This is a genomic window from Serinicoccus shuyuelongi (genome assembly GCF_045032955.1).
Lineage (GTDB): Bacteria > Actinomycetota > Actinomycetes > Actinomycetales > Dermatophilaceae > Ornithinicoccus.
Genome location: NZ_JBJFZU010000011.1, coordinates 171,429 through 192,494 on the forward strand (window position 1 = coordinate 171,429; position 21,066 = coordinate 192,494).

Annotated in this window: 14 protein-coding genes; 4 read left to right on the plus strand and 10 right to left on the minus strand. The window is 72.9% G+C overall.

Annotation, left to right across the window (positions count from 1 at the left end; translation table 11 throughout):
- Window positions 1–90: 90 nt before the first annotated feature.
- From ACI3EY_RS13660 to ACI3EY_RS13700, 9 genes are all read right to left on the minus strand, one after another.
- On the minus strand, window positions 91–5,289 hold the full coding sequence (locus ACI3EY_RS13660; protein WP_405040755.1) for a cell wall-binding repeat-containing protein: 5,199 nt from the start codon (window positions 5,287–5,289) through the stop codon (window positions 91–93).
- 290 nt (window positions 5,290–5,579) lie between these two features.
- The gene (locus ACI3EY_RS13665; RefSeq protein ID WP_405040756.1) at window positions 5,580–7,712 is read right to left on the minus strand and encodes a nitroreductase family protein; all 2,133 of its coding nucleotides are present in this window, start codon (window positions 7,710–7,712) and stop codon (window positions 5,580–5,582) included.
- Complete coding sequence (locus ACI3EY_RS13670; RefSeq protein ID WP_405040757.1) at window positions 7,709–8,167, minus strand: DUF4188 domain-containing protein; 459 nt, start codon at window positions 8,165–8,167, stop codon at window positions 7,709–7,711. Before ACI3EY_RS13670 ends, ACI3EY_RS13665 begins: the two co-directional genes overlap by 4 nt.
- Entirely contained in the window at window positions 8,164–8,484 is a 321-nt protein-coding gene (locus tag ACI3EY_RS13675) for a monooxygenase family protein (RefSeq protein ID WP_405036765.1), read from the minus strand. The genes ACI3EY_RS13670 and ACI3EY_RS13675 overlap by 4 nt, the downstream gene beginning before the upstream one ends.
- Window positions 8,481–10,091 carry a phenylacetate--CoA ligase family protein gene (locus ACI3EY_RS13680; protein WP_405040758.1) on the minus strand — a complete coding sequence of 537 codons (1,611 nt, stop codon included), beginning with the start codon at window positions 10,089–10,091 and terminating at the stop codon, window positions 8,481–8,483. Before ACI3EY_RS13680 ends, ACI3EY_RS13675 begins: the two co-directional genes overlap by 4 nt.
- A gap of 271 nt (window positions 10,092–10,362) precedes the next feature.
- Entirely contained in the window at window positions 10,363–11,736 is a 1,374-nt protein-coding gene (locus ACI3EY_RS13685; protein WP_405040759.1) for a glucose-6-phosphate dehydrogenase, read from the minus strand.
- Window positions 11,737–11,769: 33 nt separating this feature from the next.
- Window positions 11,770–12,984: an MFS transporter gene (locus tag ACI3EY_RS13690; protein ID WP_405036768.1), complete on the minus strand. Its 1,215-nt coding sequence runs from the start codon at window positions 12,982–12,984 to the stop codon at window positions 11,770–11,772.
- An 87-nt stretch (window positions 12,985–13,071) separates the two neighbouring features.
- Window positions 13,072–14,964 carry a cation:proton antiporter gene (locus ACI3EY_RS13695; protein WP_405040760.1) on the minus strand — a complete coding sequence of 631 codons (1,893 nt, stop codon included), beginning with the start codon at window positions 14,962–14,964 and terminating at the stop codon, window positions 13,072–13,074.
- Window positions 14,965–14,969: 5 nt separating this feature from the next.
- A complete protein-coding gene (locus ACI3EY_RS13700; RefSeq protein WP_405036770.1) occupies window positions 14,970–16,418 on the minus strand; it encodes a serine hydrolase domain-containing protein in 1,449 nt (482 codons plus the stop codon).
- A 64-nt stretch (window positions 16,419–16,482) separates the two neighbouring features.
- Between ACI3EY_RS13700 and ACI3EY_RS13705 the strand changes: the two genes are divergently transcribed.
- On the plus strand, window positions 16,483–17,400 hold the full coding sequence (locus tag ACI3EY_RS13705) for a hypothetical protein (protein ID WP_405040761.1): 918 nt from the start codon (window positions 16,483–16,485) through the stop codon (window positions 17,398–17,400).
- A gap of 85 nt (window positions 17,401–17,485) precedes the next feature.
- Here ACI3EY_RS13705 and ACI3EY_RS13710 read toward each other — a convergent pair whose 3' ends face one another.
- Window positions 17,486–18,112 carry a biotin transporter BioY gene (locus ACI3EY_RS13710; protein ID WP_405040762.1) on the minus strand — a complete coding sequence of 209 codons (627 nt, stop codon included), beginning with the start codon at window positions 18,110–18,112 and terminating at the stop codon, window positions 17,486–17,488.
- A 161-nt stretch (window positions 18,113–18,273) separates the two neighbouring features.
- Here ACI3EY_RS13710 and ACI3EY_RS13715 point away from each other — a divergent pair, with 161 nt between their 5' ends.
- Genes ACI3EY_RS13715 through ilvA form a run of 3 tightly spaced genes read left to right on the plus strand, consistent with a single transcriptional unit; the run spans window position 18,274 to window position 21,065 of the window.
- Entirely contained in the window at window positions 18,274–19,293 is a 1,020-nt protein-coding gene (locus tag ACI3EY_RS13715; RefSeq protein ID WP_405036773.1) for a 6-phosphofructokinase, read from the plus strand.
- A 12-nt stretch (window positions 19,294–19,305) separates the two neighbouring features.
- On the plus strand, window positions 19,306–19,740 hold the full coding sequence (locus ACI3EY_RS13720) for a DUF3592 domain-containing protein (RefSeq protein WP_405040763.1): 435 nt from the start codon (window positions 19,306–19,308) through the stop codon (window positions 19,738–19,740).
- A gap of 29 nt (window positions 19,741–19,769) precedes the next feature.
- Window positions 19,770–21,065 carry a threonine ammonia-lyase IlvA gene (ilvA, locus tag ACI3EY_RS13725; protein ID WP_405040764.1) on the plus strand — a complete coding sequence of 432 codons (1,296 nt, stop codon included), beginning with the start codon at window positions 19,770–19,772 and terminating at the stop codon, window positions 21,063–21,065.
- The last annotated feature ends 1 nt before the right edge of the window (window position 21,066 follow it).

Below are 21,066 nucleotides of genomic sequence, written 5' to 3' on the forward strand. Positions count from 1 at the left end.
ACCTCCCCGGCATGCAGCACGACGCTGCCCCGCCGACCGTGACGGTCGACGGGGCAGCGTCTGCGATGTGCCGCTACGCGGGCTGAGGGATCACTCCCACTCGCGCAGGTCGCCGAGGTCGTCCTCGACGCCCTCCGACACCGCCTCGGTGCCACCCAGGATCACGATGCGATCCGGGTAGAGCCGCTGCAGCGCGGTGGCGAGGACCTGCGGGATGCCGTTCGGGCGGGTGAGGAGCAACGGCGCCTCGTCCGTCCCGGCCTTGGCCGAGCCCGCGAGGGCGTCCGGCCAGTCCATCCCCGACGCGATGTAGACCGTCTCCGCGGAGACGTACTCCTCCATCAGCTTCGCCGCCGTGACGTACCGGTTGAGACCGGCGACACGGGTGGTCGGGGCCCAGTCACGCAGATCCTGCACGACCGGGTCGTTGACCGCGGCGTCACCACCGAGGACGGTGATCCGCTCCGGGTCCAACCGGTCCAGGGCGGCCGCGGTGGCCCCCGGGATCCCGTCGGTCCGGACCAGCAGCACCGGCGCGTCGACCGCACCGGCCCGCGCGGCCGCCGCCAGGGCGTCCGGGTAGTCGAGGCCGGTGGCCACGAACACCCGCTCCGCACTGTCGTAGGCCTCGGAGACGGCTGCCGCCGTGCGGTACCGGTCGGTACCGGACCACCGATCCACCGGCGCACCGGTGACGTCGGCGATCTGCTCCATCACGGCGTCGCTCACGGCGGTGGTACCGCCGAGGACGACGACCGACTCGGGCTGCAGCCGTGCCAGCTCGTTGACGGTGGCACCCGGCAGCGCGCCCGGACGGGTCAGCAGCACCGGAGCGTCCCAGGCACCGGCGACGGCGGAGCCGGCCAGCGCGTCGGGGAACTCCAGGCCGGTGGCCACGAAGGCCACGTCGACACCGGGCTCGTAGGTGGAGGAGATCTCCACCGCCGTCTTGTACCGGTCGTCACCCGACCAGCGGACGACCTCGAGCGGCTCCTCGGGGGTCTCGACGACCTCGAGGCTGACCGGGACCAGCACCAGCGGGGTGACAGGGTCGTTGCTCGCAACGCACAGGTCACCGGTGTAGGTGCCCACCTCCAGGCCGGAGGAGTCGACCGTGACGGTCACGTCGCTGGACTCACCCGGCTCCGTGGTGCCGCTGGTCGGGGTGGCCGACATCCAGGGGATGTCGGTCCCGATCTCGCAGGCGTTCGGCTCCACGTCGGCGGCGACGTACTGCAGGGTGTCGATGCCGATGTAGTCCGAGTTGGCCCCGAGCGGACCGGCGTCCGGCACCGTGTACCGCATCGCCAGGCGACCGGTGGTGTCGTCGTCGACATCCTCGATGGTGACCTCGTACTGGGTCCACTCACCGGGGTAGCCGTCGGGCGCGAGGTCCTCGTTGATGACCTCGAGCGTGGTGTCGAAGTCACCGACACCGCTGACACCCGTGCCGACGTCGGTGCTGTCACCGGCGGTCGACATGCGCACCTCGAGACGATCGGCATACAGACCGTCACCGCTGGCCCGGGTCCAGAACGACAGCGTGCTTCCCTCGGTCAGGTCGACCTCGGGGGTGAGCATCCAGTTGCTGATCTCACCGGGGCTGGCGCTGTTGTTGAAGTTGGCACCCACGTAGGAGTCGTCCGGGCCGTCCTGCGCCGGGAAGGTGGTCTCCGGGTTGCCCTGGAACCAGCTGGTGGTGCCCAGCGGCTCGCTGTTGTTGATGTATGCCCATCCCTCGCCGGGGAGTGCCTCGATGTCCTCGAAGCCCTCCGTCAGGTCGGTGGCGGCCATCGGGACCTCCGCCGGCTGGACGGCCTGCGGTGCAGGGTCGCCCTCGACGTCGGTGGTGCCCGCGCTGCGGTCGCTGCCCTGGGGCAGCGAGACCTCGGACGAGACACCCGAGTTGTCGGCCGGGGCCGACTCCGCCTCGGAGAGCTCCCAGTCCAGGTCGCTGTCACCGTTGTTGGTGATGGTGACCGTCTGCTCGGTGGTGACGTCGGCGATCTGCTCCGACTCCACCGACTCCGGCGTGACGCCGATCACCGGGAAGAGCTCAGGCTCCTCGACGGTCATCGTGACCGGCACGGTGACCAGGGGCTCGTCCGGGTCGTTCGAGGACAGGCACACCTGGGTGGTGTAGGTCCCCTCCTCGACACCGGTGGAGTCCAGCGACACGGCGACCTCGGTGCCCTCACCGGGAGCGGTGGCACCGCTCGTCGGGTCCAGGGTCACCCAGTCCGCGCCACAGCTGACGTCACCGGTGAGGGTGTAGGCCAGGGCGTCGAAGGTGACCAGGTCACCGAGCGGGGTCCACTCGGTCCCGCCACCGAACAGGTTGCTCGGGTCGATCAGGTGGGCCTCGGCCCCGCTGCCGTCGGCACCCTGGTACCAGTTCCACCGGTCCACGCTGGTCGGCGGGTTGTTGATCGACGGGAAGACCGACAGCCAGTACGTCCCGGCCGGCAGCTCACCGGCGACGCCGGTGGCCTCCACCACGTCGAGCGTGATGTTGTTGTCGGTGATGTCGACACCGGCGGCCGTCGGCGCGGCGTCGAACGACCACAGGGCGTCGTCACCGTCCTCCGGGCTGCTCGCCGGAGCGCCGTCCTCGTCGGCGTAGATGCGCCAGCTGATTTCGGTGGCGTCGGCCAACGAGCTCGGCGGGTTCCAGAAGCCCGGGATGTAGATCTCGGTCAGGGACGCACCGTCAGCGACGGTGAAGTCCTCGGCCGCGTAGACACCGGTCTCCTCGTTGTTGCCGTAGTCGCTCACGATCCCGCTGGTGCCACCCTCGAGCTGCTCGGAGACGACGCCCTCGGCGGCGTCCGCGAACTCCCACTCCAGGGTCGCGCCACCGGCGTTGCCGACGGTGAGCGTCTGGGTGGTGGTCTCGTCCGGGGCCTGGGTCGAGGTGATCTCGTCGGGGTCGACGGTGACGTCGGCCACGGCGGCGGTCGGGACGACCGCGACGGGCATCTCGGTGTTCGCCACTGCAGCGCCACCCGCGTGGGTGGCGTCGGTGTTCATCGTGACGCGACCGAAGGCCCAGTCCTCCTCCACCGCACCGGTGACGGTAGCGGTGATGGTGACCGTCGCCGACTCACCGGCGGCGAGGGTGACCTCGGCCGGGGAGGCGGTGATCTCCATACCGTCGGGGGAGTCCACCGAGGCGGTCCAGGTGGCGGAGCCGTCGACCACGTTGGTCACGGTCCGCTCCCAGCTGCAGCTTCCGGCGCACTCCTGGTCCACCATCGCGGGCAGGTTCAGCGTCGCCGGGTCGCCACCGACCGCCGGGTCAGCGGCGATCATCGCGTCGATGCTCTCGTCGAGCACCAGACCGGCGCGGCCGGCCTCGGACAGGTTGAGCCGTCCGGAGCCGATGTCGAACGGGTCGACCGCGGTCACGCCGTCCTCCTTGACCAGACCGTCCACGTCGGCCGACGAGGCCAGCGCGGAACGGATCTCGGTCGGGGTCCAGTCCGGGTGCAGCGCGCGCATCAGCGCGGTCGCACCGGCGGCGTGCGGCGAGGACATCGAGGTCCCGGCCAGCACCGCGTACTGGTCGGCGTCCTCACCGTCGGCCGCACCCGCGGCCAGGATGTTGACACCGGGGGCACCGTAGGTCGGGGCGACCATGTCGTACTGGCTCGGACCGCGGGAGCTGAAGCCCGCCATCACGTCGACCCAGCTCTCGTCGATGGCGATCGAGGTCTCGGCCGCCCAGGTGGCGGTGACGGTCTCGTCGGTGCCGGCGAAGAAGTCGATCAGCGCCTGCGAGGAGCTCTGCGCGATCATCACGGCGGGGATGCCGCTGACCTCGAGGCCACCGGGGGCGCTCGGCGGACCACCGAAGTTGTTGCCGATGATGACGGCGACAGCGCCGGCGTCCTCGGCGGACTGGACCTTCTCCGGGAAGGTGCAGTCACCGCGCTCGACGAACGCGATCGCGCCGTCCATAGAGCCTTCCGGCAGCGCGCTGCAGGCGCGGAAGTTGCCCGGGTCCACCTCCTCGGCGGAACGCACCTCGGCGGTGACGTCCTCCTCCGGGGAGGGGCCGTCGCCCGGGAACCCGGCGATGCTGGCCAGCTCCTCCGGGACCGGGGTCGGGGCGTCGACCGAGATCTCCTTGGCGAAGATCCGCGAGTGGGTCGTGGCGGCGGTCGAGGCCATCCAGGGCCCGGTCTTGGCGACCGTGCTGGCGCCGGGGCCGGAGTTGCCGGCCGAGGCGACGACGTTGATGCCGGCTGCGGCGGCGTCGCGGAAGGCGAGGTCCACCGGGTCGTTCCACGGCAGGTCGCTGCCGGAGATCGAGTAGTTCAGGACGTCGACACCGTCGTCGATCGCCTGGTCCACGGCGGCGATGCTGGAGGCACCGGGGCAGCCGGGGTAGCAGACGAGGTAGGAGATGACGTTGGCCTGCGGGGCGACACCCTGGACCTCACGCTCGAAGACCGTGCCGCCGATCTCGGCGTCGGCCGTGTGCACGCCACCGGCTGCGGTGCTCGCGGTGTGCGAGCCGTGGTTGTCACGGTCCTGCGCGTCCGGCGAGGCGGCGTTGAGGTTGTAGGCGCCGATCAGCTTGTCGTTGCAGATGTCCTCGTAGTCGGCGGCACCCTCGGCGCAGACACCGACGTAGTTGCCGGAGCCGTACGGGTTGGTGTGCGTGTAGCCGGTGCCGTCCGTCTCGGCGAACGAGGGGTGGAACGGGTTGATGCCGCTGTCGATGACACCGACGACGACGCCCTCACCACGGGTGGCCATGCCCTCGGCGGTCTCACCCTCCCAGATGGAGGGGGAGGAGATGACCTCGTGGCTGACGTCGGTCTCCATCTCACGCTCGATGTCCGGGTAGACCTCGAGGACGCCGGGCAGGGAGCGGAGCTCCTCGGCCTCGGCTGCGGACACCTCGACCGCCATGCCGTTCAGCACGTTGCGGTAGGTGAACTCGACCGGGACGTCGCGGCCCAGGGTCGAGTCGATGGACTGCTCGAGCGCGGCGTGCTCGTCGGCGAGCTCGGCGTCGAACGCCTCCAGCTCAGCCGCGGAGGCCTCGCCGTCCTGGGCGGACAACGAGGCCTGGTATGCGGAGACGGACGGTCCGGCGAGGCGGACGATCCAGAGACCGGTGTCACTCTCGACACCTTCCCAGTCGGTCGAGGCCGGGGCCGCAGAGGCCGGGTCGAACTCCTGGGTGAGCGCACCTCCCTCATCGGAGGGTGCTTCCGGCTGGGCGCTGACCGGGGACATCCCGGCGGCGACCAGTGTCAGCCCGGCGATCGTACTCACGATCGGGGCTGACCGCTGCCTATTCAGGCGCATGCGTCACTCCTTCGTCGATTGACGGCGCACCGGCGGTGGGGCTTCCCACCGGGAACGCCTCGTGCAACCCGAGAAGTCCGGGCCGTGCGTCATCCTGACGACGATCCCCGGGCGGGGTGTGGCAGCGCCCCTGGCGCACCACGACACAGGCAGGAAGACATGCGCGACAAGCCATTCCACGGATCGTGGGGGCTCGAAGCGGCCCATTCATCCTCACACAGGGAATGCTCAGGAGATAGGGCTGGAAGATAACAACTTCACCAAGTCCGCCGGGGGCTGCGCGGTGGCGCGGTGGTTCCCCGGCCCCACCGCCAGACGGCATACACCTGGGCCGGACCGCCCGTCCGGTGGCTGACGTGCCGGTGCAGCGCGGCCGCCGACCCGGGCTCGTCGACGAGCTCGCTGAGGGGATGCGCGGACCAGCCGGCGCGCTCCCCCGCCAGCCACGCCGCCATCAGCGACCCGCCCAGATGACCGAGCCGGTCGAGCGGCAGCCCCGGCTCGGACCAGAGCGCGACGACGGCCCCTCGGGGCCGCACGGCGGCGGCGTTCGCGACCAGCCGGTCCAGGCGGCCGCGGGCCAGGGCACCCCTCAGCGCGGCCGACCCGGTGAGCAGCCGCATCCCCCGCGCCTCGGCCCGGGACAGCCGCAGCACCCGGGCGCTGAGCCCGTCGACGTCGTGCCGGGGGTGTCGGGGGTCCAGCCGCAGCCAGGTGCTCAGCTCCTCGGCGGCGGGCCCGGTCAGGGTATGCGCGGTCGCGCCCGGGAGCAGCCGGTCCACCAGGTCGTCCGGCAGGTCGAGGAGGCCGGCCTCGGGTCCGAGCCCGGCGTGCCTGGCGAGGGTGGCGATCTGCTCCGGGTCGGGGTGCCGCGCGAAGGGTCCTCGGTCGGTGGCCCGGTGGTGCAGCTCGGACACCTGCCAGGGGAGCTCGCTGACCGGCTCGGCACTCGCGGACAGCTCCAGCAGCCGGAGACGGGCGGCGGCGCGCTGGTCCGGCCGGACGTCCCAGTCCACCTCGGTCCGCAGCCCCAGGGCCGCCGCCACCACCTGCAGGCTGAGCGCCACCGCACCCAGGCTCAGCATCAGGTCCCGGCGGGTGGCGTCCGCCACCGGGAGCTCGCGGTCGGCATACCAGCCGAGCCCGATGGTCCGGTCGTCCAGCGCGCGCACCCGCCAGGGTTGGGTGTTGTGCGCGCTCGGGGCCCGGCCCCAGTCGGCCTCCCGCGCCACCACCCGGCCGGCCGGGGTGTCCTGGTCCTGCTCCGGACCGGTCCCCGGCTCGATCGCCCTGCTGTAGAAGCAGGTCCGGTGCAATGGCGCCCCACCCATCGCCCGGAACTGCGCCTGGGAGCCGGCGTTGTCGTCCTCGACGAAGGTCACCCGGAGGGTCTCGTAGCCGCCGGCCTGCAGGCCCTGCAGCAGCTCACGGGACAGGTGCCGCATCAGCCCGTGCCCGCGGGCACCCGGCACGGTGCCCTTGATGATGAGGACCGCGTCCTGGCGGTGCCGGCCCCGGGTGAGCAGCAGCCTGACTATGTCCACCGGTGACAGTCGGCCGCCGGTGGAGCGGACGAAGGCGGTGAGGTCGGGGACCACCAGCACGAAGGCGACCGGTGCGTCGTCCTGCTCCAGCCACAGCAGCAGGCGTTCGTCGAGCAGGTGCGCGAGCCCGTCGGTGGCGGCCGCCAGCTCGTCGGCCTCGATCCGGGTGAAGTACCCGAGCTCGGCGAAGGCGGCGTTCAGCATCTCGCGCAGCACCGGCAGCTGCTCGCCGAGCCGGCGCCGGTCCGCGTGCCGCAGCCGGACCCCCTCGGGGAGGGGATCCACCCCGAAGGTGCCCGCCGGGTCCAGCGCGCCGAGACCGGCGCACCGCCAGGTGGCGCCCTCCCAGACCCGCTGGAACCCGAGGCCCTCCCAGTCGCCGGGGTAGTGCTCCGGGTTCCACACGCTGTCCAGGAACCCAGGCTCGTCGAAGCCCGCGGTCACCACCCCACCGACCTGGTTCGGCAGCAGCGACACCGGCCCCAGCAGCCGGCTGCGGCCGGTGAGGCGTGCGCGCTCCTCCGCGTGCCGGACGATCACGGCGAGCGCCCCCGCATCGGCGAACTCGGTGGCGCCCAGCAGCAGCGTCCGCTCCCCCAGCTTCGCGTCCATCCGGGTGTCCGTGTGCAGGGTCGTCCTGCCCCGCACCGCCCCGGACCTGTCCCGCACCAGGAAGAGCCTCACCGGGCCGTGCGTCCGGTGGGGACCGGTCCCACGCCACCAGGAGCGGACTGTGCTGTGCCACAGCGGCACCCCGTGGGTCCGGCGGCGCCGGTCCCCGTCGAGGCCGGCCAGGAACGCGCGCAGGTCGGCCCGGGTCCGGACCGGGTGCACGGTCAGGGTCATCGGCGACCTCGCCGCACCCGCCGCACCGGTGGCCCGGTCGTCTCGGTGCCGACCGGGGTGAAGGTCTCGATGTTGCGCATCTGCTGGTCCTCGGCCCGCCAGACACCGTTCGTGTAGCCGGATTCCTCGACCGTGTAGACCCGGATCCATCCGGCGGTGTCGTCGCGGGTGCCATCCACCACCCAGTCCCTCAGCTGTGGGTGGGTCCCGGTGCGGGCGAAGCGCACGAGGTCCTCCATCGTGTCGAACCAGGCGAGGGTGCCGAGGGTGGACGGCGGCTGCCAGGAGGTGTGGTGCGCGCGGTAGCCGGACATCCGCGTCATCTCACGGACCATCGTGCGGTGGCGGCGGACGTGACGCGCCCAGGAGGCCGGGCCGGCGCACCGGGTGCCCCCGGCGAACATGGCCCCGGCCTGCGCGATGTCCGGTGCCCGGGAGAAGTCCTGGGTCCTCATCGGATCTGCTCCCCCGCGTGGTAGAGCCGGATGTAGCCGGCGGTGGCGTTCCCCTCCTGCAGCACCCAGTCCATCACCTCCCGGTGCTCACCCGAGCGGGCGAACCGGAGCAGGTCGTCGCGGGTGGCGAAGAAACCCAGGGTGCCCAGCACGAACGGTGGCCGGTAGTACACCTGGTGGCCGAGGTAGCCGGGCATCCGCTTCATCTGGCGCACCAGCCGCAGCCATCTCGGCGCCAGCCGTGCCCAGGCCCGCACCCCGGTGTACCGGGTCGCGCCGACGAACACGGCGTCGGCATACCGTGCCGCGTCGTTCACGACGGCTCCTGCCGCAGGTACACGCGCTTCAGGGTGTCCGTCCGGCCGGCGAAGGGGCCGGTGCCGGCGTCGTGCACCCGGACCTCGATCTCGGCGGTGCGGTCGCTCTCCTCCAACGACTGGGCGAAGTCGCGGCTGGTCCGGGCCAGGTAGGCGACCATCCCGGTGCGCACGTCGGCGGCGAGTGCGTCCCGGTCGGCCGGGTCGAGGGTCTCCTGCTCGCGCAGCTCCAGGTGGATGGTGGGGTGCTGGCTGGTGGCGTCGCCCGCGTCGTCCTCCAGCGTCAGCGTGAACGAGCCGATCTGGGCGGCCCGGCGCTCGTCGGTGTAGAGGCCGTTCTCCACGTCCTGCGGGTAGATGTTGGCGCCCATGAAGGAGATGGTCGCGTCGGCCCGCCCGAAGAGCAGCAGCAGCGGCAGCTTCATCCCCTGCCGCTCGAAGGCCGCCCGGGCCGGTCCCTGCCACCGGGGGTTGCCGCGCAGCACGGACGCCAGGTCGTGCCAGTCCATCAGCGCGGCCTCGTCACCGATGTTGTAGCGAAGCTTCGGGGAGAGCACCGAGGTGGAGGTCAGCGTGCAGAGCAGCTCCCCCTGGTCGGTGGTCTCCAGGTAGGTCTCCAGCGGGTTGTACTGGAAGATCATCGGCGTCCGTGACTCCCCCGCGCCCAGCACCGCCTCGCGCAGGTCGTGGTCCTCGAGCAGCGCCCGGCGCAGCCAGACGGTGAGGTCGGTCTCGCCGCCGATGCCGATGGTCAGGTCGGAGGCGCCGTAGCCGGAACGCACGGTGAGGAAGCGCTCCTCGCAGTAGTCGCGCAGCGCCTCGGTCATCCCCTCCCCGCCGACCAGCCCGTGCATACGCCACCCGGTCCAGTCCCAGCCCTCGGCGTCGAGCCGGTCGCGCAGGTCCTTGAGGAACGGCGGGTATGCCGAGACCAGGTAGGTGAAGCCGGGGCCGAAGTGACGCAGCGTGTCGACGATCTTGTCCAGGTCCGGCCCGGTGTTCTTGACCATCGCGATCTTGGCCATCGCGATCCCGGTGTTGGTGCCGGTCGCCCAGGCGCCCATCGAGTAGGCGTTGATGACGAAGAGCCGGGGTTCGCCGCGCATCATCAGCGCGGTGAACCCGGCGACGTTGCGGTGGATGTCGGCGAGCTCGTCCCGGCCGCGCACCCAGTTGTAGGGCTTGCCCGAGGAGCCGGAGGACTCGTCCACCAGGGTCCCGCGCAGCTCCCACCGCCCGGAGCGGGTGCGTGACTCCTCGTCGTAGCGGGTGACGTAGGACGCCTTGTCGGTCGGCGGGTAGTTGGCCAGGTCCCACCAGCGGAAGGTCCACCCGTGCTCGGCCAGGTGCTCCCGGTAGGCCGGCACGTGCAGGGACCCGAGCTGGCAGGTCATCCAGGCGTGCAGGCGGGCGAAGTCCCCCATCCACGGCTGGTAGTGGGTGGCGGTCAGCCGCCACGCCGCGGGGTGCACCTTGTAGAGGCTGTAGGTGGCGGTCAGCGCACGGGCACCCCCGCGCAGCGCCCCCCGACGCGCCACCTTCAACGGCCTGCTCAGCCAGACGCTCTCCCCGACGCCCTTCAGTCCCCCGATGCCCCTCAGTCCCATGGTTCGGACTCTAGCCGCAGCTTGCCCGCACCGAGCGCCTCGGAATGCCGGACCGAGCGTCTCCAGTTGTCACTCAGAGCGTCTCCCGTTGCCCATCCGAGCGTCTTGAGTTGTAGCTCCGAGCGTCTCGGAGTGCCGCTCTGGCACGACGAGACGCCCGGTCCGGCATTCCAAGACGCCCGCTCTGGCACGACGAGACGCCCGGTCCGGCAACCCGGGACGCCCGGTTGGGCATTTCGGGACGCCCGGTCCGGCACGTCGGGACGCTCGGTCAGGCGGGGGACCAGCCCTGCGGGCCGTCCGAGCCCGCGGCATACTCCTCCAGCGGCACATCGCCGGCGCGCCACGCGTCCAGCACGGGCTCGACGATCCGCCACAGCTCCTCGGCCTCGTCGCCGCGGATCGTGAGCAGCGGGTTGCCGTCGAGGATCGCCCCGAGCACCTCCCCGTACGGGAGCATCCTGGCCTTGCCGAGCTCGGCGTGCAGCTCCTTCTGCTCCAGCTCGAAGGGGTCCCCCTCGGCGTTCATCGACAGGTCGAGGCTGATGCTGCCCGGCTTGAGCTGCAGCACCAGCCGGTCCGGCTCGGGGGTGTCCCGCAGCCCCAGCGGCACGTGCGCCGGCTGCCGGAAGGTGACGGCGACCTGCTTGGACTGGGTGCCGATCGCCTTGCCGGAACGGAGCACGAAAGGCACCCCGGCCCAGCGCAGGTTGTCCAGCTGCACGGTCAGCTGGGCCAGCGTCTCGGTCTCCCGCTCCGGGTCCACCCCGTCCTCGGCGACGTAGTCCGGCACCGTCCGCCCCTCGATCTCACCCGTGGTGTAGCGGGCCCGTCGCGACGCGGCGACCGGGTCGTGCTTCCACGGGTGCACGGCGCGCAGCGCCTGCGCCTTGAGGCCCCTGATCTCCTCGGCGTGCATCGTCGCCGGCGCCTCGATGGCGAAGAACGCCAGCACCTCCAGCAGGTGGCTCTGGAGCATGTCCATCAGCGCCCCGGCATGGTCGTAGTACCCGGCGCGACCCTCCAGCGCGAGCGACTCGTCGTAGACGATCTCGACCTTCTCGATGTGCTCGGCCGACCAGATCGGCTGCAGCAGCCGGTTCGCGAAGCGCAGCCCGATGAGGTTGAGGATCGTGTTGACCCCGAGGAAGTGGTCGATCCGGTAGATGTCGCCCTCGGGCACCACCCGCAGCAGCTGGCGGTTCAGCGTCTGCGCCGTCTCCAGGCTGTCCCCGAACGGCTTCTCCAGCGCGAGCCGGGTGCCCTCCCGCACCCGCAGCTCCTCCAGCAGCCCGCACACCTTCACGGTGACCGAGGGCGGCAGCGCGAAGTACAGCACCAGCGGGTCCGGAGCGGCGGCCAGCAGCTGCTGGAGCTGATCCTTCTCGAGCAGGTCGGTCTGCAGGTAGCGCGCGTGCGCCACCACGTCCTCGGCCAGGTCCGGCGGGACGTCCGCCTCGGCCAGGCTGTCCCGGACCTTCGTCCGCCACTCCTCGTCGCTGACCTCCACCCGGTCCGCCCCGAGCACCCGCACCCGACGGCCCGGCTCCTCGCGCAGCAGGGTGCCCAGGCCGGGCAGCAGCAGCCGCCGGGTCAGGTCACCGGAGGCGCCGAGGATGAGCAGGGTGGTCGGCGCGTCGGGCATACCGGGGGTGTCCTGTCCGAGGGGGGTATGGGGTCAACCCAGTCTTGCAGGTGCGGCGCGGCGGTGCGCGACCACCAGCGAGACGCCGAGCACCAGCAGCCCGCCGACCGAGAGCGCGGCACCGACCAGGGCCGGGGCCCGGTAGCCGTACCCGGCGGCGATGACCAGGCCGCCGACCCAGGCGCCCAACGCGTTCGCCACGTTCAGCGAGGCGTGGTTCATCGCCGCCCCGATGGTCCGCGCATCCCCGGCCACCTGCATCAGCCGCAGCTGCAGGCTGACCACCCACGCCGAGCTGGTCAGCCCGATCACGCAGAGCGTCAGCAGCGCCGGCACCGCCCAGGACGAGGTCCAGTAGAAGGTGAGCAGCGCGGCGGCCGAGCCCAGCGACATCAGCAGCAGCGTGCGCAGCACCGACCAGTCCGCGGCCCGGCCGCCCAGGTAGGTCCCGACCAGCGAGGCGACCCCGTAGACCAGCAGGAAGACCGGCACCCACCCCTCCCCGAGGCCGGTGACGTCGGTGATCGTGGGCGCGATGTAGGAGTAGGTCGCGAACATCCCGCCGAAGCCGACGGCGCCGATCATCAGGGTCAGCCAGAACTGCGGGTCGGCGAAGGCCCGCAGCTCGGCCCGTCGGGAGCCGTGCCGGTCAGCGGCGGTGCGGGGCACCCATGCGCGGACCAGCAGGGCCGCCAGCAGCCCGATCCCGGCGACCGCCCAGAAGCTCACCCGCCAGCCGAACGCCTGCCCGGCCCAGGTGCCCAGCGGCACCCCAGCCACCAGCGCGATCGGTATGCCGAGCATCACCGTCCCGACCGCGCGGCCGCCGCGTCCGGGCGGGGAGAGCGAGATCGCCGCGAGCGCCGCCAGCCCGAAGAAGCCGGCGTGCGGCAGCCCGGCGACGAACCGGGCCAGGATCAGGGTCTGCATCGTGGGGGCCAGCGCGGCGGCCGCGTTGGCCACCGCGAAGAGCAGCATGAAGCCGATGAGCAGGGCCCGGCGCGGCGCGCGGGCGGCCCCGACCGCGGCCAACGGGGCGCCGACGACGACCCCGAGGGCGTAGGCCGAGATCGCGTGCCCGGCGGTCGGGATCGAGACCCCCAGGCCCTCGGCGACCTGGGGCAGCACCCCCATGGTGACGAACTCGGCGATGCCGATGCCGACACCGCCCAGGACGAGCGCGACGAACGCCAGCGGGCGACGGTCGGCGGCGGCGCCGGGGGTGGACGGGAGGGTGCGGGAGGGCATGGTGGACACACTGGCCTCGTTCTCGAGGGTCACGACGGTGGGGGGGAGCTTCCAGCGTAGACCCGCGCGGGCCTGGTGGGCGAGCGCTCAGCGGCGGCCGACCAGCGCCACCAGGGTGGCCCCGGTCTGCGGCAGGGTCGCGTGCGGGGTGACGACGGTCGCGGCGCCGCCCTGCACCAGGAACATCAGCACGGCCTCGGGCTCTCGCGCCCGGAAGTCCTCGAGGGTGTGCTGGTCGGTGAGCGTGGTGCGGCGCACCTGCATCCCCTCCCGGGTGGCGGTGTCCAGCTCCGGGGCCGACATCGGCGGCGAGAAGGCGACCCGTGCGGTGAGCTTGCTGGCGGTCTGCCGCTTGGCGGTGGCCTCGGTGCTGGCGGCGGCCCGGCCCGGCCGCGGCCTGGTGTCCCCCTGCCGGCGCAGCTGGTAGGTCTGCGAACCGCCGAGGGTATGCGCGAACTCCCGGGCCGCGGTGGAGTTGGTGTCGTCGTCGTGCGTCACCGCGACCAGGGAGCCGATGCCGGCCAGCTCCATGTCCTCGACGGCATACTCGGACAGGATGTGCGTGCGCTCGACCCGCAGCCCGGCCATCCGGGCCTGGGCCACCTCCCCCGGCGCCGAGGAGACCAGCAGCACCGGGACCTTCAGCTCCTGCAGCACCCCCGCCGCCTGCCGCGCCCAGACCGGGGCACCGGCGAAGACGACACCGTTCGGGGTGGTCGTGGCCAGCCCCAGCCGCTCGGCCAGCCGCCCGACGCCCAGCCCGTAGAGCGCGACGGTGACCACGATGGTGACGAAGACGAGCGGCACCAGGTCCGCGGACTCCACGACCAGCAGCTCGAGCCGCTCCGCCTGTGCCTGCAGCGCCAGGGTCTCCTGCGGGTCCGCGCCGCCGAGCGCCGCCTCTTCGCGCGCGTTGCCGGCGGCGTGCTCGATCTCCAGCGCGAAGATGCTGGTCACCGCCGCCGCCACGATGCCCCGGGGCGCCATGAAGGCGAGCAGGGTCCGCTCCTGCCGGCTGGCCTCGGTCCCCAGCAGCCCGAGCAGCACCGACGCGGGCCGCACCACCAGCACCAGCAGCAGCACGAAGACCAGCGCCGTCGGGGCCACCGCGACCACCTCGGCCGGGCTCACCCGACCGGCCAGCAGGACGAAGAGGGCCCCGACGATCAGGACCTGCAGGTTCTCCTTGAACTCGCGGACGTTCTCCAGCCGCAGTCCGGGGCGGTTCGCCAGGTAGATGCCGAGCATGGTGACGGTGAGCAGCCCGCTCTCCGGCTGCAGCAGGTTGGAGAGCACCAGCGCCCCGACCGCCGCGGCCAGGAAGGCCACCCCCTCGAGGAAGTCCGGGATGAGGTGGCGGCGCATGGCCACCTCGAGCAGCACCCCGAAGGCCAGGGTGAGCACGGTGGAGACCAGCAGCGTCCAGCCCAGGGTCGTCACCGCGGTGGCCAGCGCACCGCCCGGCTGCCCGAGGATCACCGCCTGGAAGACGAGCACCGCCAGGATCGCGCCGATCGGGTCGACGACGATCCCCTCCCAGCGCAGCATCGAGGACACCCGGCGGGTGGGCCGCAGCTGCCGGACGATGGGCGCGATCACGGTCGGCCCGGTGACCACCAGCAACGCCCCGACCAGCAGCGCGAGCTGCCAGTCCAGCCCGGCCACGATGCCGGCGGCGGTGATCAGCACCCAGGCCAGCAGCACGGTGAGCGAGCACAGCCGCAGCACTGCGGTGCTCAGCCCCCGCAGCTCGCGGAAGCGCAGCGACAGCGACCCCTCGAAGAGGATGATCCCGACGCTGATGTTTACCCCGGCGAAGAGCAGGTCCCGCCCGAGCACGTCCTCGGGGGCCACCCACTGACCGAGCCCGAAGCCGACGACGAGCAGCAGCAGGATCGACGGGACGCGCATCCGGTATGCCAGCAGCTGGCAGAGGACCGCGACCCCGAGCACCAGTGCGAGGTAGGGGGCGGGGGTCATGGTGGTCAGCCCGGTCGGCGCTCACCCGGTCGGGACCAGTGCTCGGCGCGGCGCCGGTCGTAGCGTTCCTGGGGCCAGTGGCTGACCCCGGCCAACCGGATGCACTCGACGCGACCCTCGGCGTCCAGGCTGATCCGCACCTGCTCACCGGGGGCGCCGAAGCTGTGCGTGTCGGCGACCCGCAGCGTGGTCGCGTCCTCGACGTGCAGCTCCTCGGCCACGTCCAGCGGCGAGGGTGTCGACGGGTTGAGCCGGACCACCCGGTCCCCGCCCCGGACCAGGTCGACCACCGACCACAGCGAGTGGTAGCGGCCGCAGACCCGGTCCAGCTCGGCCTCGCCGACCCCTGTGGGCAACGGTCCGGCCGCGCCGTCCTCCCCCAGCAGCAGGTCCACCAGCTCCACCAGCCCGCGGGCCAGCGGCTCGGCGGGCCCGTCGACCGCGTTCGTCAGCACGCAGACCCCGAGGCCGCTGTCCGGGTCGACCATCGTCCGGGTGATGTGCCCCGGGTAGCCGCCGGAGTGGCCGACCAGGCGGCGCCCGCCGATCGAGGTGATCACCAGCCCGAGGCCGTAGGCGTCGGCGCTGCCGGCCCGCACCACGCTCGACTCGGCCCGCTGCATGAGCCGCTTGCTGCGGTCGCTGAGCAGCTCGTCGTCCCCCAGCACGTGCGCGGCGAAGAACCGGCTCAGGTCGACCGCGGTGGACCCGAAGCCGGTGGCGGCCGCCAGCGCACCGGTGTCGACGTGGTCGACGCCGACCCGGCCCCGCTCCCGGCCGTGCGGACGGCTGTGCCCGGCGGCGTAGTCGCCGGCCCGCACCGGGTCCTGCTCGGGCCCCGTGTCGGCCAGCCCGAGCGGGCCCAGCACGTCGGCGGTGAGGTGCTCGGCATACCCCTGTCCGGTGACCTCCTCGATGACCAGACCGAGCAGCCCGTAGCCGATGTTGGAGTACTTGAAGAAGCGTTGCGGCTCGTAGACCTTGCCGACCTCCCGCGCCAGCGCGAGCAGCTGGTCACGGTCCGGGAAGGCGGCCTCCAGCTGCCACCAGTCGGCGTCGATGCCGTCCCGGACGATGCCTCCGGTGTGCCCGAGCAGCTCCCGGACGCTGACCTGCGCGAGGTCGGAGCCGGCCATCCCGGGCAGCCGCTCACCGACCGTGTCGTCCAGCCGGAGCCGGCCCTGCTCGACCAGCCGCAGCACCGCGGTCGCGGTGAACGACTTGCTGTGCGAGGCGACCCGGAAGAGGTGGTCGGGGCGCAGCGGCTCACCGGTCCGCTCGTCGGCGACCCCGTGCGCGCTGCTGTGCACCAGCTCCCGGCCCAGCCGGATCGCGACCTGGGCGCCGGGCACCCCACGGTGCTCGACCTGCCAGGCGAGCCAGGACTCCAGGTAGGGGACGACCTGGCGCACGCGGTCGACGGTCAGGGCGGGGACGGGCGTGGTCACGGGCACGGGTGGGGCTCCTCGGGTCGTGGACGCCGATCACTCTAGGCGGTGGTCGCTAGCCTCGTGCCTCATGGACGCGCAGACCGGGGCAGGGGCGGAGGGCGAGAACGAGGGCGACACTGCTGAGGCCCGCGCGCTGCGTGAGGCGGTGACGGCGGTGTATGCCGTCCTGCCGGCCGAGTTCGTCGCCGCCCGGACCACCTGGGTGAAGCGGCTCCGCGGCGAGGGGATGCGTGGGGTCGCCGCCGAGGTCGCGGCCCTGCGCCGACCGACCGCGGCGGCCGGGGTGGTCAACGCCGTGGTGCGGGCCCAGGACCCGGTGGTCGAGCGGCTGCGGGAGGTGGGCGCCCGGCTCCGCCAGGCCCAGTCCGCGATGGACTCCGCCACCCTGGGAACGTTGCGCGGGGACCGCGACGAGCTGCTGACCGCGTGGGTGGACGCCGGCCGCGGCGTCAGCGCCCGTCCGATGACGGCGGCGGTCGAGGCGGAGGTGCGGGACACCGCGGTGGCCGCGCTGGCGGACGCCTCGGCCACCGAGGTCGTGCTCAGCGGCAGCCTGACCCGCGCGCTCGGCTACAGCGGCTTCGGCGAGGTCGACGTCGCCGACGCGGTGGCCCGGACCAGCACCGGGGTGGTGCTCACCCGGATCGAGGGCGGCGCCGGCGATGGCGGGGCGAGCGGCGACGCGGGCCGTGCAGCTGCCGACGCGGGTGGTGATGCCGGTGGCGACGACGAGGAGGCCGGGCGCGACCGGGCGGCGCAGAGGGCGGCAGCGAAGGCCGCCGAACGGGCCGCGCAGAAGACGCTGCGCCGCGCCGAGACTGCCCACCGGGACGCCGAGCGTGCGGTCGCGGAGGCGGACGTCGAGCTGGACCGGGCCCGGTCCGCCGCGCAGGCGGCGGCACGAGACCTGGAGCAGTCGGTGACCGCCCGGGCGGAGGCCGAGGATCAGCTGCGCGCCGCACGGGAGGTGCTGGAGGCGACCTGAGGTCGGGTCGACCGAGCGGGGTCGGCCGGTCGAGCGAGCGGGGTCGGCCGGGCCGGGTCGGTCGGGCCGGGTCGGCTCGGTCTACTCAGTCGCGGTCGTCGGCGCCGTGGCCGCCGTCGAGGCGACGCACCACGGACCAGGCGAGCGGGAAGACCGCGGCGGCCACCCCGGCCTTGATCACGCCCGGCAGCACGAAGGGGGCGATGCCGGCGGCGACGATCGCGCCCGGGTCGGTCATCCCGAGGACGGTGGCCATGTAGGGCACACCCACCAGGAAGGGCGCCGCGGTGGCGAGCAGGAACCCGCCCATCGCCAGCACTACGTTGCGGTCCCAGGCGCGCTCCGCGGCCCAGCCGGCGACGGCGGCAGCGGCGATGAAGCCGATGACGAAGCCGAACGACGGGACCGCCACGTAGGCGGGACCGCCCATCCCGCCGGCGAAGATCGGGGCTCCGGCCAGACCGGCCACCATGTAGGTCGTCAGGGCGGCGGCACCACGGCGCATCCCGAGCGCTCCGCCGACGAGGATCACGCCGAGCGTCTGGCCGGTGATCGGGACCGGCCCGACCCGCAGCTCGGCCAGCGCCAGCAGCGAGACCACCACGACCCCACCGGCCACCAGGGCGACGTCGGTGAGCGCGCTGCGGCGGGTCAGCAACCGGTCGGCGAGGACGGTCGCGGTGGGACGTGCGGAGAGGGCTGCGGTCGACATGGGGCACAGCCTGCCACAGCCCTCGGAGGCCACCGAGCCGCGCCGGGACCGGGCGGAGTTGGCACCGAGGTGACGCCACGTCATACCCTGGGAGCGCATCGGCGCCGGTCCCCGTCCCTGGGTGGCCGGCGCGCTTCGTTGCTACCCGTGGAGGATGACGCATGAAGATCGGCCTGCTGACCGCCGGCGGCGACTGCCCCGGCCTCAACGCGGTGATCCGCGGCGTGGTCCTCAAGGGCGACCGCATCTATGAGCACGAGTTCGTCGGGATCAAGGACGGCTTCCGGGGCCTGATCGAGGACGACATCGTGCCGCTGCCGCGGCAGAAGGTGCGCGGGCTGTCCAAGGTCGGCGGCACCATCCTGGGCACCTCCCGGTTCAGCCCGATCACGCACGGTGGCACCGAGCGGGTCAAGGAGGTGATGGCCAAGCACGAGATCGACGCGTTGGTGGTGATCGGCGGCGAGGGGACGCTGACCGTCGCCCGGATGTTCCACGACGACGGCATCAACGTGGTCGGCGTGCCCAAGACGATCGACAACGACCTGTCCGCGACCGACCGCACCTTCGGCTTCGACACCGCGGTCTCGATCGCGACCGAGTCGATCGACCGGCTGCGGACCACCGGCGAGGCGCACAGCCGGTGCATGGTCGTCGAGGTGATGGGGCGGCACGTGGGCTGGATCGCCCTGCACGCCGGGATCGCCAGCGGCGCGCACGCCATCCTCATCCCCGAGGTGCCGGTCACCCCGGACGAGCTGTGCGACTGGGTGCAGCGGGCCATGGACCGGCGGCGCGCGCCCACCGTGGTGGTCGCCGAGGGCTTCACCTTCGCCGGGACCGAGCAGATCGAGAGCGACCGGGTGGACAGCTTCGGGCGGCCGCTGCTGGGCGGCATCGGCGAGGCGGTGACCCGGCTGGTGGAGGAGCGGACCGGGCTGGAGACCCGCAACACCACCCTCGGGCACCTGCAGCGCGGGGGCGTGCCCAGCTCCTACGACCGGGTGCTGGCCACCCGCTTCGGGACCGCCGCGATCGACTCGGTGAGCGCCAAGCGGTGGGGCACCATGGTCGCCCTGCACGGGATGGACATCGCCAACGTCAACCTGCGCGACGCCACCAGCGCGCTGAAGACGGTGCCCCGTGACCAGTGGGACGAAGCCGCCATCATGTTCGGCTGAGGACGGACGCGCGTGCAGAACATCCCGTACCTGCTCGCCGCCGGCTTCGTCCTCGTCGGCGGTGTCCTGGCCGTCATCGGCCTGACCACCGTCCGCCGCCACCTGGTCCGGGTGCGGACCTGGCGACGCGAGCAGGCCACCGTCGTCGACCACCAGTGGCGCGGGGCCGGTGACAGCAGCACCCAGCACTGGGTGGTCGAACGGGTGACGCCCTCAGGAGCCGTGGCCCGCACCGTGTCCCAGATGGGCACCTCGCACGGCACCCTGCGCGGCTTCCCGTTCCCGGTGACGGTCCTGGTCGACCCCGCGGACGAGACCCGCTTCGTCCTCGCCGACGGGTCGCGCTCGGGCTGGGGTGGCGTGTTCTTCGTGGTCGGCGGGCTGCTGCTGCTCGCCGTCGGCGCCGCAGTCGGGGTCCTGTTCTTCCAGTCCCAGGCGCCCGGATGACGCCGCGTCAGGGCGCCTAGGATCCAGGTATGCCGTCCCAGCCCGACGCCCCCGCGCCCGCCGCCGACCTCGCCCTCCCCCGGGCGCGGGACATCGAGGCGGCCGCGGACCGGATCGCCGGCCGGGTGTCCCGGACCCCGCTGCAGCGCAGCGCGCGGCTCTCCGAGGTCACCGGTGCGCGGGTCTGGCTGAAGCGGGAGGACCTGCAGGCGGTGCGCTCCTACAAGGGGCGGGGCGCGGCGAACCTCATCGCACAGCTGGACAGCGAGCAGATCTGGGCCGGCGTGGTGTGCGCGAGCGCCGGGAACCACGCCCAGGGCGTCGCCCACGCCTGCGCGACGCTGGGGGTCGGGGCCCGGATCTACCTGCCGGCCACCACCCCACGGCAGAAGCGGGACCGGGTCGCCGCGATCGGCGGCGACTGGGTGGAGGTCGTCGTCGGCGGCCGGACCTACGACGAGGCGGCGGCCGCCGCTCTGGCCGACGTGGAGCGCACCGGGGCGACCCTGGTGCCGCCCTTCGACCACCCGCACACCATCGCCGGCCAGGGGACGATCGCCCGCGAGATCAGCGAGGACCTGGCCGGGACGTCCTCGGGGCCGGACGTGGTGGTGGTGCCGTGCGGCGGGGGCGGGCTGCTGGCCGGCTGCCTGACCTGGTTCTCCGAGCGTTCGCCGGGGGTGCGGGTGGTCGGTGCCGAGCCGGCCGGGGCGGCCAGCATGATCGCGGCCACCCACGCCGGGGAGCCGGTGGCGCTGCCCGAGATCGACCGGTTCGTGGACGGCGCCGCGGTGCAGCGGGTCGGGAGCTGGACCTACGAGGTGGTGGCGGCGCATACCCCGGAGCTGGTGGCGGTGCCGGAGGGGCGGATCTGCACCGAGATGATCCGGCTCTACCAGAGCGAGGGCATCATCACCGAGCCCGCCGGGGCGCTGGCCGCGGCGGCGCTGGACTCGTTGCAGGGCTCGCTGGCCGGGCTGGACGTGGTGGTCGTGGTGTCCGGGGGCAACAACGACCTGCTGCGCTACCCGGAGGTGATGGAGCGCTCGCTCATCCACGAGGGGCTCAAGCACTACTTCCTCGTCGACTTCCCGCAGGAGCCGGGGATGCTGCGACAGTTCCTCAACGAGGTGCTGGGGCCGGACGACGACATCGCGCTGTTCGAGTACGTGAAGCGCAACAACCGGGAGACCGGCCCGGCCCTGGTCGGCCTCGAGCTGGGTGCCCGGGAGGACCTGGCGCCGCTGCTGGCCCGGATGGAGGAGGCGTCGATGCAGATCGAGCCGATCCAGCCGGACAGCCCGCTCTTCCGCTTCATCCTCTGAC